The 19,733-nt window shown below is 68.4% G+C and carries 23 protein-coding genes and 1 riboswitch; of the genes, 13 read left to right on the top strand and 10 right to left on the bottom strand.

What is annotated here, in order from left to right:
* Positions 1-494: 494 nt before the first annotated feature.
* Entirely contained in the window at positions 495-1,664 is a 1,170-nt protein-coding gene (locus tag H7I57_RS15470) for a metallophosphoesterase (protein ID WP_264024458.1), read from the bottom strand.
* Between the two features lie 209 nt (positions 1,665-1,873).
* Here H7I57_RS15470 and H7I57_RS15465 point away from each other — a divergent pair, with 209 nt between their 5' ends.
* Positions 1,874-2,140, top strand: a complete 267-nt coding sequence (locus tag H7I57_RS15465; RefSeq protein WP_264024457.1) for a hypothetical protein — start codon at positions 1,874-1,876, stop codon at positions 2,138-2,140.
* A gap of 275 nt (positions 2,141-2,415) precedes the next feature.
* A complete protein-coding gene (locus H7I57_RS15460; protein WP_264024456.1) occupies positions 2,416-3,645 on the top strand; it encodes a D-alanyl-D-alanine carboxypeptidase family protein in 1,230 nt (409 codons plus the stop codon).
* 94 nt (positions 3,646-3,739) lie between these two features.
* Here the strand turns inward: H7I57_RS15460 and yhjD are convergent, their stop codons facing one another.
* From yhjD to H7I57_RS15445, 3 genes are read right to left on the bottom strand one after another with little or no spacing between them, the layout of a single operon-like run.
* Entirely contained in the window at positions 3,740-4,798 is a 1,059-nt protein-coding gene (gene yhjD / locus H7I57_RS15455; RefSeq protein WP_264024455.1) for an inner membrane protein YhjD, read from the bottom strand.
* Positions 4,799-4,813: 15 nt separating this feature from the next.
* Positions 4,814-5,830 (bottom strand): tryptophan--tRNA ligase, encoded by a 1,017-nt coding sequence (gene trpS / locus H7I57_RS15450; RefSeq protein WP_264024453.1) that lies wholly within the window; start codon positions 5,828-5,830, stop codon positions 4,814-4,816.
* Between the two features lie 34 nt (positions 5,831-5,864).
* On the bottom strand, positions 5,865-6,287 hold the full coding sequence (locus H7I57_RS15445; RefSeq protein ID WP_264024452.1) for a MarR family winged helix-turn-helix transcriptional regulator: 423 nt from the start codon (positions 6,285-6,287) through the stop codon (positions 5,865-5,867).
* Positions 6,288-6,338: 51 nt separating this feature from the next.
* Here H7I57_RS15445 and H7I57_RS15440 point away from each other — a divergent pair, with 51 nt between their 5' ends.
* The 4 genes from H7I57_RS15440 to H7I57_RS15425 are packed head-to-tail and all read left to right on the top strand — an operon-like array spanning position 6,339 to position 7,943.
* The gene (locus H7I57_RS15440) at positions 6,339-6,974 is read left to right on the top strand and encodes a TIGR03086 family metal-binding protein (RefSeq protein WP_264024451.1); all 636 of its coding nucleotides are present in this window, start codon (positions 6,339-6,341) and stop codon (positions 6,972-6,974) included.
* Positions 6,975-7,027: 53 nt separating this feature from the next.
* Positions 7,028-7,291, top strand: a complete 264-nt coding sequence (locus H7I57_RS15435; protein WP_264024450.1) for a hypothetical protein — start codon at positions 7,028-7,030, stop codon at positions 7,289-7,291.
* A 23-nt stretch (positions 7,292-7,314) separates the two neighbouring features.
* Entirely contained in the window at positions 7,315-7,593 is a 279-nt protein-coding gene (locus H7I57_RS15430) for an esterase/lipase family protein (RefSeq protein WP_264024449.1), read from the top strand.
* A complete protein-coding gene (locus H7I57_RS15425; RefSeq protein ID WP_264024448.1) occupies positions 7,593-7,943 on the top strand; it encodes a hypothetical protein in 351 nt (116 codons plus the stop codon). Before H7I57_RS15430 ends, H7I57_RS15425 begins: the two co-directional genes overlap by 1 nt.
* A gap of 59 nt (positions 7,944-8,002) precedes the next feature.
* Here H7I57_RS15425 and H7I57_RS15420 read toward each other — a convergent pair whose 3' ends face one another.
* Positions 8,003-8,803 (bottom strand): exodeoxyribonuclease III, encoded by an 801-nt coding sequence (locus tag H7I57_RS15420; RefSeq protein ID WP_264024461.1) that lies wholly within the window; start codon positions 8,801-8,803, stop codon positions 8,003-8,005.
* Positions 8,804-8,886: 83 nt separating this feature from the next.
* Here H7I57_RS15420 and ephH point away from each other — a divergent pair, with 83 nt between their 5' ends.
* The 4 genes from ephH (at position 8,887) to H7I57_RS15400 (ending at position 13,323) form a co-directional block, all read left to right on the top strand.
* Positions 8,887-9,717 (top strand): epoxide hydrolase EphH, encoded by an 831-nt coding sequence (gene ephH / locus H7I57_RS15415; RefSeq protein ID WP_264024446.1) that lies wholly within the window; start codon positions 8,887-8,889, stop codon positions 9,715-9,717.
* A gap of 107 nt (positions 9,718-9,824) precedes the next feature.
* Positions 9,825-9,944, top strand: a riboswitch (SAM riboswitch).
* 124 nt (positions 9,945-10,068) lie between these two features.
* Positions 10,069-11,421: a bifunctional o-acetylhomoserine/o-acetylserine sulfhydrylase gene (locus H7I57_RS15410; protein ID WP_264024445.1), complete on the top strand. Its 1,353-nt coding sequence runs from the start codon at positions 10,069-10,071 to the stop codon at positions 11,419-11,421.
* 10 nt (positions 11,422-11,431) lie between these two features.
* Positions 11,432-12,598, top strand: coding sequence for a homoserine O-acetyltransferase MetX (gene metX, locus H7I57_RS15405; RefSeq protein ID WP_372510234.1), 1,167 nt, complete (start codon positions 11,432-11,434; stop codon positions 12,596-12,598).
* Positions 12,595-13,323 (top strand): class I SAM-dependent methyltransferase, encoded by a 729-nt coding sequence (locus H7I57_RS15400; RefSeq protein ID WP_264024444.1) that lies wholly within the window; start codon positions 12,595-12,597, stop codon positions 13,321-13,323. The genes metX and H7I57_RS15400 overlap by 4 nt, the downstream gene beginning before the upstream one ends.
* 74 nt (positions 13,324-13,397) lie before the next feature.
* Here H7I57_RS15400 and H7I57_RS15395 read toward each other — a convergent pair whose 3' ends face one another.
* From H7I57_RS15395 to H7I57_RS15380, 4 genes are all read right to left on the bottom strand, one after another.
* The gene (locus H7I57_RS15395) at positions 13,398-14,609 is read right to left on the bottom strand and encodes a fatty acid desaturase family protein (RefSeq protein ID WP_264024442.1); all 1,212 of its coding nucleotides are present in this window, start codon (positions 14,607-14,609) and stop codon (positions 13,398-13,400) included.
* 10 nt (positions 14,610-14,619) lie between these two features.
* The gene (locus tag H7I57_RS15390) at positions 14,620-15,750 is read right to left on the bottom strand and encodes a ferredoxin reductase (protein ID WP_264024440.1); all 1,131 of its coding nucleotides are present in this window, start codon (positions 15,748-15,750) and stop codon (positions 14,620-14,622) included.
* Between the two features lie 119 nt (positions 15,751-15,869).
* Entirely contained in the window at positions 15,870-16,163 is a 294-nt protein-coding gene (locus tag H7I57_RS15385) for a DUF3017 domain-containing protein (protein ID WP_264024439.1), read from the bottom strand.
* The gene (locus H7I57_RS15380) at positions 16,160-17,008 is read right to left on the bottom strand and encodes a bifunctional methylenetetrahydrofolate dehydrogenase/methenyltetrahydrofolate cyclohydrolase (RefSeq protein ID WP_264024459.1); all 849 of its coding nucleotides are present in this window, start codon (positions 17,006-17,008) and stop codon (positions 16,160-16,162) included. The genes H7I57_RS15385 and H7I57_RS15380 overlap by 4 nt, the downstream gene beginning before the upstream one ends.
* Positions 17,009-17,083: 75 nt before the next feature.
* Here H7I57_RS15380 and H7I57_RS15375 point away from each other — a divergent pair, with 75 nt between their 5' ends.
* Positions 17,084-18,280, top strand: coding sequence for an NADH:flavin oxidoreductase (locus H7I57_RS15375; protein WP_264024438.1), 1,197 nt, complete (start codon positions 17,084-17,086; stop codon positions 18,278-18,280).
* On the opposite strand, the gene H7I57_RS15370 is transcribed toward H7I57_RS15375, so the two are convergent.
* Positions 18,264-18,827, bottom strand: coding sequence for a TetR/AcrR family transcriptional regulator (locus H7I57_RS15370; RefSeq protein ID WP_264024437.1), 564 nt, complete (start codon positions 18,825-18,827; stop codon positions 18,264-18,266). The two genes, H7I57_RS15375 and H7I57_RS15370, sit on opposite strands and share 17 nt — an antisense overlap.
* A gap of 48 nt (positions 18,828-18,875) precedes the next feature.
* Here H7I57_RS15370 and H7I57_RS15365 point away from each other — a divergent pair, with 48 nt between their 5' ends.
* Both H7I57_RS15365 and H7I57_RS15360 read left to right on the top strand, forming a co-directional pair.
* Positions 18,876-19,271, top strand: a complete 396-nt coding sequence (locus H7I57_RS15365) for a nuclear transport factor 2 family protein (RefSeq protein WP_264024436.1) — start codon at positions 18,876-18,878, stop codon at positions 19,269-19,271.
* Positions 19,272-19,325: 54 nt separating this feature from the next.
* On the top strand, positions 19,326-19,733 hold a 408-nt coding region (locus H7I57_RS15360), incomplete at its 3' end, for an FHA domain-containing protein (RefSeq protein WP_264024435.1).

The following is a 19,733-nucleotide window of genomic DNA, read 5'->3' as shown; positions in this document are numbered from 1 at the left end:
GTCTCGGTACGCCCCGGCCAGCAGTTCAACAAGTGGGAGTGGGACCTGCAGCGCGACGACCGCATCCTGGTCCCCGCCGGCCGCATCTACTTCGTCGAAGTTCGCTGACACCACGCAGGAAAAAGGGGCGCCCCCACCACCTGGGGCGCCCCTTTTTCATGCAGTCGGTCTAGCGGTTGCCCAGTCGATACACCGCGGCGCCACCGCTGGCGATGGGTTCAGGGCGGGATCGGTAAGAAGGGTGTCTACGCATGGCTTCGGCAATGTCGCTCTCCCGGCGCTGCGCGGCGAGCCAGGCAGGGTGTGACTGCAGATCGATGACGGTCGCACCCGCGGTTCTGGTAGTCATATCAGCGCCTCCCGCTGAAACTCCGAGGATGATCCTCGGCTTTCGCCTTCAGCATGCTCGGTGGACCTGAGCGTTACCGTCAGTGTTAGCCGTGAGCTTGATAAGAAATGCCCACGCTCACGGTTTCATAAACCCTTTCGTGGGGTCAGCGGCTCTGCAGCGACAGCACGCTGATGTCCGGTGGTGCGCCGACCCGGACGGGCGGCCCCCAGAACCCCGCTCCCCGCGTCACATAGAGCTGCGTGCCCTGCACCGTCGACAACCCGGCGAGCGCCGGTTGTGCCTGCGACACGACGTAGTGAAACGGCCACATCTGACCACCGTGGGTGTGCCCGGACAACTGCAGATCGACGCCACGCTCGGCGGCCTGCGTCACCTGCACGGGTTGGTGGGCCAGCAGGACCGTCGGCCCCGCGGCGCTCACTCCGTCCAGGGCTCGGTCGAAATCCGCTGCATCGGAGTGGGATTCGCCCGCGACATCGTTGACGCCCGCGAGGTCGAAAGCGGCCCCGCCCCGCCGGATCCTGGTGTTCTCGTTGCGTAACACGCGCAGGCCGAGGCGTTCCAGCTCCGCCAGCCACGACGCCGTGTCGTCGACGAAGTATTCGTGATTGCCCGTGACGAAGAAGGTCCCGTCCCGGGATTGCAGGTCCCGCAACGGCTCCGCCGCCCGCCCGAGTTCCGCGACCGTGCCGTCCACCAGATCGCCCACGACAGCGACGAGATCGGGCTCGGTCTCGTTGATCATCCGCACGATCCGCTCGGTGTGGGCGCGGCCCAGCAGTGGCCCGAGGTGGATATCGGAGACCACGGCGATGCGGAAACCGTCGAACGCCGGGTCGAGCCGGGCCAGCCGCACCGGGACGCGCAGCAGGTTCGGCGGACCGAGCGCGCTGGCCGCACCGCTACCGACCAGGCCCACCGCGGCGGCTCCGGCGGCAACCGCACCCGCGCGGGCGAGGAACAGTCGCCGGTCCACGGCCGCCGGATCCGGCTGCTCGCCCGCGTCGCCGCTGTCGGTGCGCTTCATCCAGGCCCACAGCGCCAGGCGAACCGGCTCCAGCACCAGCAACGCCAAGAACAGGTATGCGATCACGCCGAACCACAGGTATCCCGGCCAGGCATACCACCCGGACTCCGAGAACCCGAGGAACCGCGGCAGGAACACCGACACGACGAGCAGCGTCAACAGCGCGAGCAGGACGACCGACAGAATCCGCCGGGTGCGACCCGGCCGGGTGGGGTCCTTGACGGCCCGCTTCCAGACGTAGAAATGCATCAGCCCGAGGATCGAACCCAGAACAACGATGAACATCCAAGACCTTTGCGGTGAGCCCGACGTCCCCACAGCCTAGTTACTGCCAGCGGGCGTTCAATTTCTGCCAGCGGAAATGAACGGGGAGCACGGGCGGTTGGACCAGTCAGATCGGACGAAGTAGCAACGAAGAGAACCGATCTCACCAACGTCGGAACCGCGAGATTCGCTCCACGGCTCAGACCCGAAACACAGGGAAGAGCAAGAAAATGAAGAACTTCACCATCGCCACCGCCGCCGCCGCCGGATTCGCCGCCGCCGTCGTCGGACTGGCCGCCCCCGCACTGGCCGCACCCTCGGGCAACGGCAACGCCGCAACGACCATCAGCGAGCTCGAGGCCCAGGGCAACCGGGTCATCGTCAACCGCCAGAGCGGCACGGCACTGAGCGACTCGAACGTCGTCTCGATCCGCCAGGGCAGCCCGATCCGCGACTACGTCTGGTCATCGTCAACCGCCAGAGCGGCACGGCACTGAGCGACTCGAACGTCGTCTCGATCCGCCAGGGCAGCCCGATCCGCGACTACGTCTGGGACGCCCAGGGCGACGACAAGATCCGCCAGAACGTCGGCCACGTCATCTACGTGGACGTCCGCTAGACCTTCCCTGGGCAAAAGGGCACCTCCCTTCGGAGGTGCCCTTTTGGCGTTCGCGGGGCGCTACCCCGCCGAGTCACATTTGAAACTCTGATCACACCAGTCACCGCGTGGCTCCCGGAGATCACTCCGTCCATCGCCTAATCTGCGCAGACGATGGCCACCTTCTCGACGATCTCCGCGCGACTGTCGGCGCTGGTCACAGTGCCGGCTGTAGGCCTGATGCTGGCGCTGGCGCCACTCGCGTCCGCCGAGCCGAACGCCGCGCTGGACGCGAACACCTGCCCCTACCGGGTGGCGACGCCGCCCGCGGTCGACGCGTCGGAGATCCCCGAGGTCGGCGATCCGCCGGCTCCGCTGCCCGTGCCCGCCAAACCGATGGGCGGTGACGCACTGTCGGGCTGCGGCATCATCACCGCGCCCGGCACCCCACCGGTGCCCGGCGACGTGTCGGCCGAAGCATGGCTCGTCGCCGACATCGACACCGGCGATGTCATCGCCGCCCGCGACCCACACGGCAGACACCGGCCCGCCAGCATCATCAAGGTGCTCACCGCGATGCAGGCGATCCGCGACCTGCCGCTGCACAAGGTGGTGCCGGGCACCGCCGAGGACGCGGCCCAGGAGGGTACGAAGGTCGGTGTCGGCGACGGCGGCTTCTATTCGATCAACGACCTGCTGCACGGGCTGCTGATGTACTCGGGCAACGACGCCGCCCACGCGCTGGCGATGCAGATGGGTGGCATGGCCAACGCCCTCAACAAGCTCAACGTAATGGCAGGCAAGCTCGGGGCGCGGGACACCAGGGTGGCCACACCGTCCGGCCTCGACGGCCCCGGCATGAGCACCTCGGCCTATGACATCGGCTTGTTCTACCGATACGCGTGGCAGAACCCGGTCTTCGCCAACATCGTCGCGACCCAGTCGTTCCCGTTCCCCGGCCGCGGTGAGGGCGGCTACCCGATCGAGAACGACAACAAGCTGCTGGCCAACTACCCGGGCGCTCTCGGCGGCAAGACCGGGTTCACCGACGATGCCGGGCAGACGTTCGTCGGCGCCGCCGACCGCGACGGCCGCCGCCTGGTCGCCGTGCTGCTGCGCGGCACCCGGCAGCCGATCGCCCCATGGGAACAGGCCGCCCGACTGCTCGACTACGGCTACGCCACCGCACCCGGAACCAAGGTCGGCACGCTCATCGAACCGGACCCCTCCCTCGTCGCCGCCAAACCCGATCCCGCCACCGCGGGTACGACCAACACCGCCAATGCCGTCCTGCCCGATGTCAACGCGATGCCGGTCCGCGTAGGGGTGGGCGTGGTCGGCGCCATCATCGTCTTCAGCCTCATCATGTGTGCCCGGGCGATGAACCGCCGCCCCGCCCGCTGACTGACCGGCCCCCGCCGGAATTGCATTCCAGCAGGAAAAGTGCGAGAAAACGCATGCTGGAATGCAATTCCGGCGGGGCTTGTCCCGGGGACGGTCAGCGGCGCAGCCAGCGCGAGAAGCCCAGCGCGCCAAGCGCTCCCGCCGCAGCCGCTGCGGTCGTCTGCAGCGGCCCGAGGCCCGGTCGGGTGATCATCCGGTTCTTGATGACGGCGGGGCCGGGCGCGGGGACGAGTTCCTCGCCCATGTTCTCGGGCAGCGTCGCCGCCCACGCGGTGGCGAAAAGAATCAGCCGGGCCGTGATGTAGGCGAACACCATCAGCCCCAGCACCGGACCGAACGTCGCTCCCGCCGGGCCGGTGACGACCGATTGCAGATACACCGCGCCGACCAACTTGAACAGCTCGAACGCCACGGCGGCCAGGAGCCCGGCCCGCACACTGCCGCGGAAACCGACCTTCTCCCGCGGCAGCCGCGCGATCACCACGGTGAACAACAGCCAGGACACCAGCACCGACACCACCACCGAGGCCACCCGGAACACCACGCTGAGCAGCCTCGTCTCCTCCAGACCGACCAGTTCGAAGACGTTCTTCATCACGGACTTGCTGCCGAGTGCCGACAGGGCGAGGGTCGCGGCGATGGCCACGAACGCCGAGAGCAGTGCCAGCAGATCCGACAGCTTGGTCCGGAGGAATCCGGGGCGCTCGCCGCGGTAGAGGCCCCACATCTGACTGAGCGCCTCACGCAGATTGGCCATCCAGCCCAAGCCCGCCCACGCGGCGGCCAGCAAGCCGATGATGCCGACCGACGTACGCGACTCGATCGCCGAATCCATCAACTGGATGAGCTGCTGCCCGAGGTCTCCGCTGACCGACGCCCGGACCCGGTCCTGCACGTCCGCGAGCAGTTCGGGCTGGCTGGCCAGCACGAACCCCCCGATCGAGAACCCGACCATCAACAGTGGGAACAGCGCGAAGATCGTGAAGTAGGTGATCCCGGCCGCGTAGAAATCGCCCTTGGAGTCCTTGTATCGCTCCTGCGCCCGCATCGCGTGGTCGAACCAGGGAATCCGCGCCCGCAACCGGTCGAGGAAGCCGGGCTTGTCGGACTTCTCGGACTCGTCCGTGGAGGTCGTGCCGGCCGGCGCGGTCATGCGACCCCCTGTCGGTTAGTGCGGCGGTGCTAAAAACCCTAACCGGTCATATACCCGCCGCAGCGTCTGTCCAGACACCTCACCCGCCCGAGAAGCACCCCTGGCCAGCACGCTCTCCAACTCGGCCGGATCGTCGAGCAGCTCGTCGACCCGTGCCTTGATCGGCGTGACGAACTCCACCACCGCCTCTGCGGTCTCCTTCTTCAGGTCGCCGTAGCCGCGACCGGCATAGCCGTCGACGAGCTTGTCGATGTCGGCGCCCGTCACGGCGGACTGGATCGTCAGCAGGTTGGAGACCCCCGGCTTGGCTTCGGGGTCGAAACGGATCTCCCGGTCGCTGTCGGTCACCGCGGAGCGAATCTTCTTGGCGGTCTTGGCCGGATCGTCGAGCAGGCTGATCAGGCCGGCCTCGGTGGCTGCCGACTTGCTCATCTTGGCCGTCGGGTCGGCGAGGTCGTAGATCTTGGCCGTCGCCTTCGGGATCATCGCCTCGGGCACCACAAACGTGTCGGGGAAGCGGGCGTTGACGCGCTGCGCGACGTCGCGCGCCAGCTCGAGGTGCTGGCGCTGGTCCTCACCGACGGGCACCAGTTCGGTGTCGTAGAGCAACACGTCGGCGGCCATCAGCACCGGATAGGTGAACAGGCCCACCGTGGTGGCCTCCGCACCCTGCTTCTGCGACTTGTCCTTGAACTGCGTCATCCGCGACGCGAGCCCGAAACCGGTGAAACAGCCCAGCACCCAAGATAATTCGGCATGGGCGGGCACATGACTCTGAACGAAAACCGTCGCGCGGGCCGGGTCGACGCCGAGCGCGAGGTACTGCGCGGCGGTCGCCAGGGTCCGCCTGCGCAGCGTTTCGGGATCCTGCGGGATGGTGATCGCGTGCAGGTCGACGACGCAGAAGTACGCGTCGTGACCTTCCTGCAGACCGACCCACTGGCTGACCGCGCCCAAAGCGTTGCCGAGGTGCAGGGAGTCAGAGGTGGGTTGCGCGCCGGAGAAGACCACCGGCTTGGCTGTGTTGGTCATGGTGTCATCCATTTTTTCATGCGCGCCCCGGAAGTCAGTCGGGGGCCATCCGGCGCAACGCCCTCAGGAACACCCGGCGCTCGTCGGGGTTCAACTCCATGAGCCACCGCTCCTCGCCGCGCTGGATCTCCGCCTGCGCCGCGTCCTTGACCGCCCGGCCCTTCTCGGTGATCGCCAGCAACCGCACGCGCCGGTCGTCCGGGTCGGGGAAACGCTCGATGAAGCCCTCGGACTGGAGTTCGTCGAGCGTACGGATGATGCGGGTCTTGTCCGCGTTGATGGCTTCGGCGAGCGCAGCCTGGGTGCGCATCGCGCCCCGGTCCAGCGCCGACAGCACCACATAGCCCCACATCGTCAGGCCGTGCGCGGCGAGCACGGGGGCCTCGGCGGCGATCAACTCGCGCAGCAGCGGGCCCAGCATCGCCGCCAGGTCCGGGCGCCGGGGTGTGGTGGCCACCCGCCAAGCGTAAGCATTGCATGATTATATACGTATGCCTATCATAGGCATATGCCTACGTTTTACGAACACCATCGCACCGCCGTGCAGGCCTCCGTCGATGCCGTGGCCGCCGTCGTACCGGCCGACCTCGGTCTCGCCACGCCGTGCGCCGGTTGGACCCTCGCGGATCTACTCGTCCACATGACCGCACAGCACCGCGGCTTCGCCGCCGCCGCCCTGGGCCACGGCGCCGACCCCGACGCCTGGCGCGCCGAACCCATCGCCGCGGCGGTCAGGGCCGATCCGGTGACCACCTACGCCGCCGCGGCCCACGAGGTGCTCGCGGCGTTCGCGGCCGACGGAGTCGATGAGGCACCGTTCGCGCTGCCCGAGTTCGGCAAGGACGTCACGCTTCCCGGTAGGACCGCGATGGGTTTCCACTTCGTGGACTACGTGGCGCACGGCTGGGACGTCGCGGTGACTCTCGGGAACCCGTTCACCCTGCCCGCCGACGTGATCGCCGCAGTGCTGCCGCTGGTGATGGACGTCCCCGACGGGGACTTGCGCGAGGCCGACGACTCCCCGTTCGCGCGTGCGCTCGGGCAGACCGACGACGACGACGACTTCGCGCGCATTCTGCGTCATCTCGGCAGGCACCCGGACTGGCGTCGGTCGACGACTGCCGCCGAGGACGCTACGGCATAACGCGTCCGCGAAATCGCCTCAGTCGATACCATTCTCGCGAATGGGGGGTTTCCATGCGTTGGTTGTCGGTGAGTTGTGCCGTCCTGCTGATCGCTGCTGCGCTCGGTATGGGAAACGCCCAGGGGGCGCCGCTACCCGGAGGACACGCGGTGGTCATCGTGTCGGGCGGGGCGGCGGTCAGCCCGTTCACGACGCCGGCGGACGCCTGCGCGTCGGGTCTGGCCGCCGTCAACACCGACACCGCGCTTCGCCAGAACCTGCTCGACGCCGGCCACGTCGTCTACACCTCACCGGCGAGCACCTGGCCCGCTTCCTGACGTACCTGCACGACTCCCGCGGCGTGGAAGTCGTCGACGTCGTCGGCCACTCGATGGGCGGGCTGTATTCACGCGCGGCGATTCGAGTGCTGCAGAGCGTCGGATCACCCCTACGGATCCGGTCGCTGACCACCCTCGGCACCCCGTGGGCAGGCAGCTACCTGTCCGACTACGGAAACGACCTGCGGCCGTTGTCGGACTGCGCGGGTGACGCGTTCTGCGAACAGGCCGCCACAGCGTTCAGGGCCGGGATCGTCCGGTTGCAGTCCGGATCGGGTCGCGAGTCAACCAGGGGTACCTGATGGGCGCCCAGGGCTGGAACGAATACCAGGCCGGCGTTCTCGACCACATCCCCGTGGTGCTCATCGGCGGGGCGCGCTTCACCCACGCGGAACCGGTGAATCCGGCGACGTGGCCCAACGACGGCCTGGTGTCGCGCCGCAGCGCGCTGGCCATCGACGTCAGCGACCGGGTACTGCCGCACCGCCGCTGCGCGGCCTTCGACGACACGCACAGCATTTTCGTCTCCGATGCCGTCGGGCTGCCGTGGGAGACCGCGATGACCTGGGATCCTCGGGTGTTCGAGGTGGTTCGCGGCGCCATCGACGGCGCCGACGGGGCGTTGCAGACCCCCAACCGGGTGGGCTGCTAGGCGATTTCGGCGTGTTCGTCGACTCTGAGCGACTCTGAGCGGCGACAACCACGTCGCAGTCACGCGTAGGCGACCGTCACCGGGCAGTGGTCGGACCATCGCAGCGCGTACGCGGCGGGGCGTTCGGTGCGCGCGGCGGCGACACGCGCCGCCAGACCGGGCGTGGCCAGTTGATAATCGATGCGCCAACCGGCGTCGTTGTCGAACGCCTTGCCCCGCCACGACCACCAGGCGTAGGGCCCCGGCACGCCGGGATGCGCCTGGCGCACCACATCCACCCAGCCGGTGGCCAGCAGGTCGGTGAGCCACTGGCGCTCCTGTGGCAGGAAGCCCGCCTTCTTGACGTTGCCCCGCCAGTTCTTGATGTCGTTCTCGGTGTGGGCGATGTTCCAGTCACCGCACAGCACGGCCTCGCGGCCCGACCCGAGAAGCACCGCCATGCGGGCGGCGACGGCGGCCATGAACCGTTCCTTCTCCCGCTGCCGGTCGGTTTCGGCCTCACCGGTCGGGAAGTACACGCTGGCCACGGTCAGATCGGCGGTCTCCACCTCGAGGTAGCGGCCATGCGAGGCGAATTCCTCTGCACCACAACCGATCCGGATGCCATCGAACCCCGCACGCGACAACACCGCCACGCCGTTGCGCCCCTTGACGTGCGGGGCGGCCGACGCCAGGTGCCACCCGTCGGCCAGCGCCGGGGCCAGCGCATCGGCCAGTTGCTCGTCGTCGGCGCGGGTCTCCTGCAGGCACACCACGTCGGCGATGGTCTCCTTGAACCACGGCAACAGACCGGGATTGTCCGACGAGCGCTGCTTGACCGCCGCCCGGATTCCGTTGACGTTGACGGTGCTGACCGTGATGGGGCGCGTCACGACCGGAGACCCTAACCGAACGAGTCACCCCGTTCTTGCGGTACCGGCGGTATCACCTTAATGTCGGGCCCATGGCACCACGAGAGCCCATCCACGCCGGGTCGGGGGAACCGATCCTGATGCTGCACCCGTTCCTGTGCTCGCAGAACGTCTGGAACACGGTCGCAGGACAGCTCGCCGACACCGGCCGCTTCGAGGTGTACGCACCGACCATGCTCGGCCACCACGGTGGGCGCAAGTCCCCGACCTGGATGCTGCACACCGAGTTGCTGGTCGACGACGTCGAGGAACGGATGGACCGGCTGGGCTGGCAGACCGCCCACATCGTCGGCAACTCGCTGGGCGGCTGGGTGGCATTCGAACTCGAACGCCGCGGACGGGCCAAGACGCTGACCGCGATCGCCCCCGCCGGTGGCTGGTCCCAGCATTCGGTGGCGAAGTACGAGACCGTGCTGAAGTTCATCGTGGGCGGTCCCGCGCTGATCGCCGCGCGGCTGCTCGGCCCGCGCATCCTCCAGCTGCCGTTCGCGCGGCGGATCGCGACGCTGCCGGTCAGCGGCCCGGCCCACGGCCCCGCCGAGGCAGACCTGCGCGACCTCGTCGAGGACGCCACCCACTGCCACGCGTATCTGCAGCTCCTGGTCAAGACGCTGCGCATGCCCGGTCTGCTCGAACTCGCCAGCCTCGGTGCGCCCACCCAGCTGGTGGTGTGCGAGAAGGACCGGGTGTTCCCGGCGCCGCGCGGTCACCGCTACTTCCTCAAGCACATGCCGGACTCCGTCGAGGTGATCGAGCTCGACGGCGTCGGCCACATCCCGATGCTGGAGGCACCGGACCGCATCACCGAGGTGATCGCCAAGTTCGTCGATCAGCACGCCACCCAGCACAAGGCGATCGGCTAGCGCCAGCCGCTGAAAGAAGCACTGCGTCGGAGGCATCGCCGCAGGTAGAGCGATACGTGCCGGAACCCACTGGCACCGCCACAGCCCCGTGCGATAGTCTTCGTGTCGGTCATGAGCGCCAGCGTCAAGCCCCGGCTCGCTGGCCGGCAACCCTCCAACCGCGGTGGGGTGCCCCGGGTGATGACCAGGTTGAGTAGCCACGCACGGCTGCAAGGCAAGCGCGGGTCCGCATGATCGGGCCCCCTGAGTAGACGGGGAAACCTGATGGCGAGGTCAGTAGTGGGTAGCTGTCGATGTTTGCTGCGCATTTCCTGACCCACCCCAAGGCGCCCTTTCATTAGGAGATCATCGATGAGCACTGACACCGACCCCGTCGACCCCACTTCGACGTGGGCGTTCGAGACCAAGCAGGTCCACGCCGGCCAGACGCCCGACTCCGCCACCAACGCGCGGGCACTGCCGATCTACCAGACCACCAGCTACACGTTCAACAGCACCGACCACGCCGCGGCGCTGTTCGGCCTCGCCGAGCCCGGCAACATCTACACCCGCATCATGAACCCGACGACCGACGTCGTCGAGCAACGCATCGCCGCGCTGGAAGGTGGTGTCGCGGCGCTGTTCCTGGCCTCCGGTCAGGCGGCGGAGACCTTCGCGATCCTGAATATCGCCGGCGTCGGAGACCATGTCGTGTCCTCCCCGCGGCTCTACGGCGGCACCTACAACCTGTTCCACTACACGCTGCCCAAGCTGGGCATCGAGGTCAGCTTCGTCGAGGACCCCGACGACCTCGACTCCTGGCGCGCGGCGGTGCGGCCCAACACCAAGGCGTTCTTCGCCGAGACGATCTCCAATCCGCAGATCGACATCCTCGACATCCCCAACATCGCGGCCGTCGCGCACGAGAACGGGGTGCCGCTGATCGTCGACAACACGATCGCGACGCCGTACCTGATCCAGCCGCTCGCCCACGGCGCCGACATCGTGGTGCACTCCGCCACCAAGTACCTCGGTGGCCACGGCTCGGCGATCGCCGGCGTGATCGTCGACGGCGGCACCTTCGACTGGACCAACGGCCGGTTCCCCGGCTTCACCACGCCGGACCCGAGCTACCACGGCGTGGTGTTCGCCGAGCTGGGCCCGCCGGCGTTCGCGCTGAAGGCCCGCGTGCAGCTGCTGCGGGATTTAGGGAGTGCCGCCTCACCTTTCAATGCGTTCCTGATCGCGCAGGGCCTGGAGACGCTGAGCCTGCGCATGGAGCGGCACGTCGAGAATGCGCAGAAGGTCGCCGAGTACCTGTCGGGACACGACGCCGTGCTCTCGGTGAACTACGCGGGCCTGTCCACCTCACCGTGGTATGAGCTGGGAAAGAGGTTGGCCCCCAAGGGGACCGGCGCGGTGCTGGCATTCGAGCTGGCCGGCGGGGTCGACGCGGGCAAGGCCTTCGTCAACGCGCTGACGCTGCACAGCCACGTCGCCAACATCGGTGATGTGCGTTCGCTGGTGATCCACCCGGCCTCGACGACGCATGCGCAGCTGTCCCCCGACGAGCAACTCTCCACCGGGGTGACACCGGGCCTGGTCCGTCTCGCAGTCGGCATCGAGGGCATCGACGACATCCTCGCCGACCTCGATCGGGGCTTCGCCGCGGCCAAACGGTTCAGCGCCGACACCACCGATCCCCATGCCGTGGCGTCGTTCTGAGGGTCATGACGTGACAATCATCGACGTGCGGACTGGCGACGAGCGCTTGCGCGAGGAGCAGACGACTAGCGAGGAAAGCGTGACGCTGCCCCCCGAGGGCGAGCTCGGTGTCGTCGACATCGGTTCGCTCGCCCTGGAGAACGGCCAGGTCATCGACGACGTTTCGATCGCAGTGCAACGGTGGGGCGAGCTGTCGCCCAACCGCGACAACGTGGTGGTCGTACTGCACGCGCTGACCGGCGACTCCCACATCACCGGCCCCGCAAGCGCGCAGCACCCCACGCCCGGCTGGTGGGACGGGGTCGCCGGTCCCGGTGCGCCGATCGACACCGACCGCTGGTGCGCGATCTCGACGAACGTTCTGGGCGGCTGCCGGGGCTCGACGGGGCCGAGTTCGCAGGCACCCGACGGAAAGCCTTATGGCTCAAGGTTTCCCGCGATCTCGGTGCGCGACCAGGTGGCCGCCGACGTGGCTGCCCTTGCGAGGCTGGGCGTCACCGAGGTCGCCGCGGTGATCGGTGGCTCGATGGGCGGCGCCAGAGCCCTGGAGTGGATGATCACCCATCCCGGCAGCGTCCGCGCGGGCCTGGTGCTCGCGGTCGGGGCGCGGGCGACCGCCGACCAGATCGGCACGCAGAGCACCCAGGTGGCGGCGATCAAGTCCGATCCGGACTGGTGCGGCGGCGACTACCACGGCACCGGCCGCTCCCCCGAAGCCGGGATGGAGATCGCGCGTCGCTTCGCGCATCTGACCTACCGGGGTGAGCACGAACTCGACGACCGCTTCGGCAACGACGCGCAGGCCGGCGAGGACCCGTGCACCGGCGGTCGTTACTCGGTGCAGAGCTATCTGGAGTATCAGGGCCGAAAACTGTTGGCGCGCTTCGACGCCGGCACGTACGTCGCGCTCACCGACTCTTTGTCCAGCCACGACGTCGGGCGCGGCAGGGGTGGCGTGGCGGCGGCGCTGCGTGGCTGCCCGGTGCCCGCGGTCGTCGGTGGCATCACCTCCGACCGGCTCTACCCGCTGCGCCTTCAGGCGCAACTGGCCGAACTCCTGCCGGGCTGCGACGGACTCGATGTCGTCGACTCGGAGTACGGCCACGACGGTTTCCTGTTGGAGACCGATGCGGTGGGCAAGCTGATCCGCCGGACGCTGGAGATGGCGTCACGGTGAGTGGCTCAGCCGAACAGCGTTCGCTGTCCTTCGGCGCGGAAGCCGCGGCGTACGAGCGCGGACGGCCGTCCTACCCACCGGAGGCGATCGACTGGTTGCTTGCATCCGGGGCTCGCGATGTCCTCGACCTCGGTGCGGGCACCGGCAAGCTGACCACCCGCCTGGTGGAGCGCGGTCTCGACGTCGTCGCCGTCGACCCGATCCCGGAGATGCTCGAGCTGCTGACACGGTCGCTGCCGAAGACCCCGGCGCTGCTGGGCACGGCCGAGGACATCCCGCTGCCCGACGACAGCGTCGACGCGGTGCTGGTGGCCCAGGCGTGGCACTGGTTCGATCCGGAGAGCGCCGCCAAGGAGGTGGCCCGCGTGCTGCGCCCGGGTGGCCGGCTCGGCCTGGTGTGGAACACCCGGGACGAGCGAATGGGCTGGGTCAAGGATCTCGGCGACATCATCGGCCACGACGACGCGCACAATCACGAAACCGAGCTTCCCGCGGAGTTCACCGACGTGGAGCGCGAGCAGGTGGAGTGGACCAGCTACCTGACACCGCAGGCGCTGGTAGACCTGGTGGCCTCCCGCAGCTACTGCATCACCTCCCCGGAGAAGGTGCGCGTGCACACGCTCGATCGGGTGCGCGAGCTGCTGAACTCCCACCCCGCGCTGGCCAACACCAGCGGGTTGGCGCTTCCGTACGTGACGGTGTGCATCAGGGCGACCCTGGCCTGACCCCGCGAGCGTGCGCCCACCGTCGTGCCGGGGACGCGCGCAGCTACAAGGAATGCACGTTCGCCGAGAAGGCCTCAGGCGGCCCGGTCCGCCTGCCGCAGGGCGGTGCGCAGGCCGCGCCTGGTACCCGTCGACGCCTCGACGGGACGCACCGACGGACCGAACATCCGCTCCGAGTGCGTCTCGGGCGCGTCGTCGGCGGTCGCGCGCAGGACGCGATCGGGCAGCGCGAGCTTGAGGATCGTCCAGAACGACTGAAAGTACTGACGCGCAAGCGGACCCGTCGTATAGGGCAGGTCGTACTTCTCGCACAGCGCCCGCACCCGCACGCTGATCTCGGCGTAACGGTTGCTCGGCAGATCCGGGAACAGGTGGTGCTCGATCTGGTAGCAGAGGTTGCCGCTCATGAACGCCATGATCGGCCCGGCGTGGAAGTTCGCCGACCCCAGCATCTGCCGCAGATACCATTCGCCGCGCGTCTCGTTCTCGAACTCCTCGACGGTGAACTTCTCTGCGCCGTCGGGGAAGTGACCGCAGAAGATCACCGCGTAGGCCCAGTAGTTGCGGATCAGGTTGGCGACGATGTTCGCCTTCAGCGTGTGCTTCCAGTTGGTTCCCGCCAGCGCCGGGAAGACGACGTAGTCCTTGCCCACCTGCCTACCGACCTTGCGGCCGATGATCTTGAGGTCTTTGCGCACCTCGCCCATCGACTTCTCGCCCTTGCGGTATCTCGTCACCTCGACGCCGTGCAGCGCGACGCCCCATTCGAACAGTGTGCCCAGCATCAGGTTGTAGACCGGGTTGCCGATCATCCATCGTTCCCAGCGTTGGTCACGGGTGAGCCGCATGATGCCGTAGCCGATGTCGTCATCGAGTCCGACGACGTTGGTGTACTTGTGGTGGATGAAGTTGTGAGACTTCTTCCAGTGCACCGACGGTGACGTGGTGTCCCACTCCCACTCGGTGGAGTGGATCTCCGGGTCGTTCATCCAGTCCCACTGCCCGTGGGTGATGTTGTGGCCCAGCTCCATGTTCTCGATGATCTTGGCCGACGCCAGCATCGCGGTGCCCGCGACCCGCGCGATCCGGCTGCTGCTCGCGAACAGCGCGGCGCGACCTCCGACCGCCAGTGCCCGCTGCAACTGGATGGTGCGGCGGATGTACGCGGCATCGCGCTCGCCGCGGGATTCCTCGATGTCCGCCCGGATCGCGTCGAGTTCGGCGGCGAGGTTCTCGATGTCCTCAGTGCTCAGATGCGCGTACGCCTTGATGTCGGTGATCGCCACGATGTCCCTTTCAGACGTTGATGGTGCAGTTGCCGGAGGCGGTGGAGATGCAGGTCTGGATCCGGTCACCGGCGCCGTGTTCCTGACCGGATCGGAAGTCGCGCACGTTGCCTTCCTCCAGCGGCAACACGCACGTCTGGCAAATGCCCATTCGGCAGCCGAAGGGCATCTGGATGCCGACCTCCTCACCCGCCTGCATGATCGAGGTGGCCCCGTCGATCTCGATGGTCTTGTCGGAGATCGCGAAGGTCACGGTGCCGCCCTCGCCGCCCTTGTCGGTGGCGGCGATGGTGAACCTCTCCATGTGCAGCGAGTCTTCGAGCCCTTGGTCCTCCCACGTCTTCTCGACCTGCTCCAGCATCGGGGCGGGCCCGCACGCCCAGGTCGAACGCTCACGCCAGTCGGCGACGATGTCATCGAGGTTCTCGAAGTCGACCTTGCCGTCCTCTTCGGTGATCTGCAGGTGCAGTCGGTAGCCGTCCTGCTCGCGTTCCAGCTCCCGAAGCTCGTCGTGGAAGATCACCGCGTCGGCCGAGGGCGCCGAGTGCACGTGCACGATGTCGGGCCGCTCGCCGCGCGCCCGCAACGAGCGCAGCATCGCCATGATCGGGGTGATCCCGCTGCCCGCGGTGATGAACAGCAGCGACGACGGCGGTGGATCGGGCAGGGCGAAATCGCCCTTGGCAGCGGCCAACCGGACGATGGTGCCGGGCTCGACCCCGCTGACCAGGTGCGTCGACAGAAACCCCTCGGGCGTCGCCTTCACCGTGATCGAGATCTCGTCCTCGCTCAGGTCGGGCACCGAGGTCAGCGAATACGACCGCCAGTGCCAGCGGCCGTCGACCCGCAGCCCGATGCCCACGTACTGACCGGCCCGGTAGTCGCCGGAGAACCCCCAGCCGGGACGGATGACCACCGTCGCGGAATCCTCGGTCTCGGGCCGCACGTCGACGATCTCGCCGCGCAGTTCCCGCGCCGACCACAGCGGGTTGAGCAGCGACAGGTAGTCATCGGGAAGCAGCGGCGTCGTGGCGCGCGCCGCCAGGCCGCGCACCATGTTGATCCACGGGGAGGACGGCGCAGACACGTCGCGGGCAGGCGCTTTGCTCCAACGAGCCAGTGTTTTCAACGCCGACGCCATCAGTGTCCCCTTCGCTCGCCGATACCGGGATCGACGGTGTGACCGCCGTCACCTACCCGTCGCGAACCGGCATACCCTACTAGCGAGTAGCTAAACGTGCCTCGGTGGCGCGAGCCGTCCTAGCTCGTGCCCAGCGGGTCGATGGTCCACGCGATGTAGAGCATCGCCGCGCTCACCGTCGCGGTGGTGAGGAAGTCGACCGTGCGGCTGCGCACCGCCAGCAGCCCCGCCCGCTCGTCGCTGAGAGACAACCGCAGTCCGGCCGCGACCGCGACCCCGATGGCCATCACCAGTGCGCCGCGCCGCCAATAGCCCGCGGCCACCAACACGAAGGCCGCCACCATGAACAGGGCGACGAGCAGTATCGGCCACTGGCCGGGGACAAGCCTGCGAGCCAAGTCCCTGCCGGTCACAGGGCCTCGGCGCGCTCGACCACGTTCGTCAGCAGGAACGCCCGCGTCAACGGGCCGACACCGCCGGGGTTCGGGGAGACATGGCCTGCCACCTCCCAGACGTCGGGATGCACGTCGCCGACGAGCTTGCCCGCGGCGTCGCGGCTCACCCCGACATCGACGACGGCCGCGCCGGGACGCACCATCTCGGCGGTCACCATGTGCGGCACCCCGGCCGCGGCCACGATGATGTCGGCCTCGCGGGTGATCTGCGGCAGATGACGGGTCGCGGTGTGGCACAACGTCACCGTGGCGTTCTCCGAACGCCGGGTGAGCAGCAGCCCGAGGGGGCGGCCGACAGTCACGCCGCGGCCGATGACGGCGACATGCGCGCCCGCGATCTCGACCTGGTACCGGCGCAGCAGGTGCACGATGCCCCGCGGGGTGCACGGCAGCGGGGCGGGCTCGTTGAGCACCAGCCTGCCGAGGTTCGTCGGGTGCAGGCCGTCGGCGTCCTTGCCGGGGTCGATCCGCTCCAGCGCGGAGTTCTCGTTCAGATGCCTGGGCAGCGGCAGTTGCACGATGTAGCCGGTGCAGTCGGGGTTGGCGTTGAGCTCGTCGATGGTCTCGTCGAGGACCGCCTGGCTGATGTCGGCGGGCAGGTCGCGGCGGATCGAGTTGATGCCGACCTTGGCGCAGTCGGAGTGCTTCCCTCGCACGTATGCCTGCGAACCCGGGTCGTCACCGACCAGCACCGTGCCAAGGCCGGGCGTGCGCCCGGCTGCCGTCAGCGCCGCCACGCGCTCTTTGAGGTCCACGAAGATCTCGTCGCGCGTGGCCTTGCCGTCCAAAGTGATCGCACCCACGGCAGCCATTCTGACAGGCTTCGGTTTCTTCACCGTCGGCGATCTACGCAACGAGGGCGTGGCATGCTCCCTGGTATGACAGCTCCGCACGACGTGTTCGCTCCGGCCAAACTCGGCCCGCTGACACTGCGCAACCGGATCATCAAGGCGGCGACGTTCGAGGCGGCGACGCCGGACGCACTGGTCACCGAGGATCTGATCACCTACCACCGGCTGCCCGCGGCCGGAGGGGTCGGCATGACGACGGTCGCCTACTGTGCCGTGGCGCCGGGTGGACGCACCGACGGCTGGCAACTCTGGATGCGCCCCGAGGCGGTGCCGGGACTGCGGCGGCTCACCGACGCCATCCACGCCGAGGGCGCGGCGATCAGCGCGCAGATCGGTCACGCCGGGCCGGTCGCCAACGCGCGGACCAACAAGGCCAAGGCGCTGGCTCCGGTGCGGTTCTTCAATCCCCTGTCGATGCGGTTCGCCAAGAAGGCCAGCCGCGACGACATCCGCGACGTGACCGAGGCCCACGCCAACGCCGCCCGGCTGGCGATCGAGTCCGGCTTCGACGCCGTCGAGATCCATCTCGGCCACAACTACCTCGCCAGCTCGTTCCTGAGCCCGCTGATCAACCGGCGCACCGACGAGTTCGGCGGATCGCTGGAGAACCGCGCCAAGGTGGCCCGCGGTGTGGTGGCGGCCGTCAAGCGCGCGGTCGGTGACCAGATCGCGGTGACCGCGAAGCTGAACATGTCCGACGGTGTGCGCGGCGGCATCCCGATCGAGGAGTCGCTGCAGACCGCTAAGTGGCTCGAGGAGGACGGCGGTCTGGACGCGCTGGAACTGACCGCCGGCAGCTCGCTGCTCAACCCGATGTTCCTGTTCCGCGGCGGCGCCCCGGTCAAGGAGTTCGCCGGGGCGTTCAAACCGCCACTGTCCTGGGGCATCCGGATGACGGGCAAGAAGTTCATGCGCGAGTACCCGTACCAGGAGGCCTACCTGATGCGGGACGCCAAGAAGTTCCGCGACGAGCTGAAGTTGCCGCTGATCCTGCTCGGCGGCATCACCAACCGCGAGACCATGGATCTGGCGATGGCCGAGGGCTTCGACTTCGTCGCCATGGGACGCGCGCTGCTGGCAGAGCCGGACCTGCTCAACCGGATTCAGGCCGACAGCAGCGTGAAGTCGATCTGCGACCACTGCAACCTGTGCATGCCCACGATCTACAGCCACACCTACTGCGTGCGCACCGGTTCGCCGTCACCGGTCAGCTCGGGCCGATGAGCGCCCTGGCGCAGTCCGCCACGATCGCGTCGGCGCTGACAGGGATGGCCTGACGGGCGCGCAGGTGGCGCCGCACGATCGCGTAGGGCACATCGATCAGGGCGGCGTTGACCCTGCCCGCATCGTCGGGCAGCTCCGAGAGCACCTTGCGGAGCTTGCGCTGCAAGCGTTTCCGCCGCCCGGTCAGCGGCTCGGGCCAGTCCGCCATGCCGAGCGCGTCGGGGCCGGCGAGTAGCACCTGCGCCTCGACGGGGTGTTCGCGGCACCACGCCACGATGTGCAGCGCGCCGGCCACACAGCGCTGCTGAGGATCCTCGGCACTCGACAGCGCCTCGAGGAACCCCTCCTGGAACCGTTCCTCGGTGCGGATCCACAGCTCCCCGCACAATGCCGCCCTGGTCGGGAACCGGTGGTAGACCGAGCCGCTCGGCGCGCCCGCGGCACGGGCGACCGCCGACATGGTGACCGCGGCGGGACCGTCGGCGGCAAGCAGTTCCGCCGCCGCGTCGAGCAACACATCAACGGTGTATCGGGCGGGGCGCGGCATTGCCCCACCCTAAAATAGAGGATACTCTCTAAAAAGAGAGGAGATCCCATGAGCACGCCCACAGAAGTCGCGCAACGCTTCTACCGAGCCCTCGCCGACGGCGACGGACAAGCCCTTTTCGACTTGCTCACAGACGATTTCGAAGGAGTCGTGAGCGCGGGCATGCCCCACGGCGTAGGAGGCGAGCACCATGGGCGTGTCGCGATGATCTCCGACGTGTGGGGCCGCATCGACGCGGCCTACGACATCGCCGTCGAGCCAACCGAGTTCCTCGCCACCGACACCGACGACCGCGTCGTCGTCCTCGGCAACTACCGGGGCTCGGCGCGCACCGGTGCCGCCGCCGTCGACGCCGCATTCGCCCACGTCATCACCGTCCAGAACGAGCAGATAACGGCGCTGCAACAGATCACAGACACCGTCAGGTGGCAGCTTCCCAGCTGACGCGGTACCGATACAGTTGGTCGCGATGTCTAATGTCGCCGCCGGAGCGGCTCCGTGAGCCGACCGGTATCCCCCGCGCTGACCGTTCGGTACGACGGATCCCCACGCACCTTCGCGGCAGGCAACGACGTGGTCGTCGGCCGGGACCTTCGCGCCGACGTCCGTATCGCCCACCCCTTGATCTCCCGCGCCCACCTGGTGCTGCGCTTCGACCAGGGCCGGTGGATCGCCATCGACAACGGCAGCCTCAACGGGATGTACGTCAACGGCCGCCGGGTGCCCGCCGCCGACCTCACCGACGGGCAGCAACTCCACATCGGCAACCCCGACGGGCCGCTGCTGACCTTCGAGGTCGGCAGGCACCAGGGTTCGGCCGGATCGCCGCCACCCACGACGTCGATGCGGGTCGCCGGCCGCGGCGGCGCGACCCGGCCCAGCCAGCCGCCCCCGATGGGCCGCCCG

Source organism: Mycolicibacterium pyrenivorans (assembly GCF_025821625.1).
Taxonomy (GTDB): domain Bacteria; phylum Actinomycetota; class Actinomycetes; order Mycobacteriales; family Mycobacteriaceae; genus Mycobacterium; species Mycobacterium pyrenivorans.
Note: the sequence above shows the minus strand (reverse complement) of the source record. Positions and strands in the feature narration are given on the sequence as shown.